General features: G+C 28.5%; 2 protein-coding genes and 1 pseudogene. All 3 read right to left on the bottom strand.

Annotation, left to right across the window (positions count from 1 at the left end):
* Positions 1-251: pseudogene (locus tag VLM92_RS02390) on the bottom strand (hypothetical protein); the annotation flags it as partial.
* A 65-nt stretch (positions 252-316) separates the two neighbouring features.
* The gene (locus VLM92_RS02395) at positions 317-958 is read right to left on the bottom strand and encodes a hypothetical protein (RefSeq protein ID WP_325274756.1); all 642 of its coding nucleotides are present in this window, start codon (positions 956-958) and stop codon (positions 317-319) included.
* A gap of 71 nt (positions 959-1,029) precedes the next feature.
* Positions 1,030-1,739 (bottom strand): hypothetical protein (locus VLM92_RS02400; protein ID WP_325274757.1); only part of this gene is annotated, 710 nt, incomplete at its 5' end.

Genomic DNA, 1,739 nt, shown 5'->3' on the forward strand with positions numbered 1-1,739 from the left:
GGATCTAAATAATGTATTATCATACCTTTGCTTAAAATGGTAATTTCATCTCTATCTAAATCATCATAGAAACTTAAATTGTTGTAATCAATTTCTAAACTCTTCCTACATATATCAAAGTCAACAGTAGCTTTTTCTAAATAATCAAGTAATAAATCTGCTATTACCTCACTATCTTCTATCAATAACCACTCTTCATCTTCTATGCTGTTAAGAAAAGGTCTATATACATCTTCTAATTTTGTTGCCATTACATCACCTACCAAAATAAAATAAGTGATGCAAATTAGCACCACTTTATATAAAATCTACTATTCTATAATTCAAATAAATCTTCTCTACCTAATCTTTCAGATAAAGCCTTTTCTTTTAATCTTGAATCAAATTTACCTTGTTTAAATAAGTCTGCTGCTCTACTAGAAACTATTCTAACTAAATCTTCATTAGCTCCTTCAACAAACTTTTCAAATTTCTTAGGTTCAAGTTTTAATATTTGCATTATATAATCAGTATCATAATTTTCAATTTCATCATATATTTCATTTAATCCTAAATATTCAATTATATCCTCTATGCAATATTCATCAGAATCAACATCTATAATTGCTATTAAATGTTTCTCAAAGAATCTTTTATATCTACTTGCAACTTCATATATATCTGCAAGGACTACAAATTCTCTATCTCCTTGATTGTGTAAATCAAATACTATTCTTCCATTTCTATCTCTACACGTAGTAGATCCAGTATTTAAATTTAATATTTCCACTTCTATCTCATTCTTTTTACTTCTTAATTCATTTCTTAGTTCTCTATAAGTTTTCTTTGCTTTTACTTCTTTAACTTCCTCAACAGTTTCCTCTTCAACATCAACTATTGCATCTATTACTTCTATTTCCTTTGGTTTTCTAGTTCTACTTCCTGTAGTCTTTTTAGTTACTTTCTTTTTTTCAGCCATAATTAACACATCTCCTTATAATAAATTTAAAATAAAAAGATAGGACTAATTAAAGCCCTATCTAAAAAAGACTATACTATTTCTACAGCACCAAATTTAGCAGCCACTAATACACCTAAATGCATTTTTTGTAACATAGTCATTTCTATTTGTTGGTCATCTCTTGAAGTTCCAGCAGTATCTTCTAATACAGTAACTCCACCTTCAAATCCTACTCTTATAACCTTTTCTCCACTTGGGATAACATATAACATGTCATTTCTTAAAGCCCATTTATTATTTACATCATCATAGGCATTTTGTAGTTTTATTAGTTTAGTACCATTGAATAATTGAACAAATCCAAAGTTTCTCTTATCATCAGTATCTATTAAAGCACCAGCACCAGTTATACTTCCTAATGCTTCAGCAGTACCATAAACCTCACATTTTCTACCTGTAGCACCTTCAACTTTGTTTATTATTTCTTTTAATTTAGCATCTAAACCATCAGTGTTAACAGAACCTTTTAAATTAGTTCCTATATCAGAATAAGCACCTTCAAAAGCAACAGCTATTTGAGTAGCAACTTCTTGATTAAATGATTCACTTACACAGTCAACCATGTCTTTCCAATCGATTCTGCCAGCAACAAAACGATCGAATTCTTCATAAATTGCTATTGAAAGTTTAAATGCAGAAGTATCTAATTTAGAACCTAATTTTCTTTGTCTACGAGTAGAGTTTATACCATCTGCTATAACAGCAACTTTAAATAAGTTTTTGTTTTTAACTTTAAATT

This window comes from Romboutsia sp., assembly GCF_035470145.1.
Classification (GTDB): Bacteria; Bacillota; Clostridia; order Peptostreptococcales; family Peptostreptococcaceae; genus Romboutsia_D.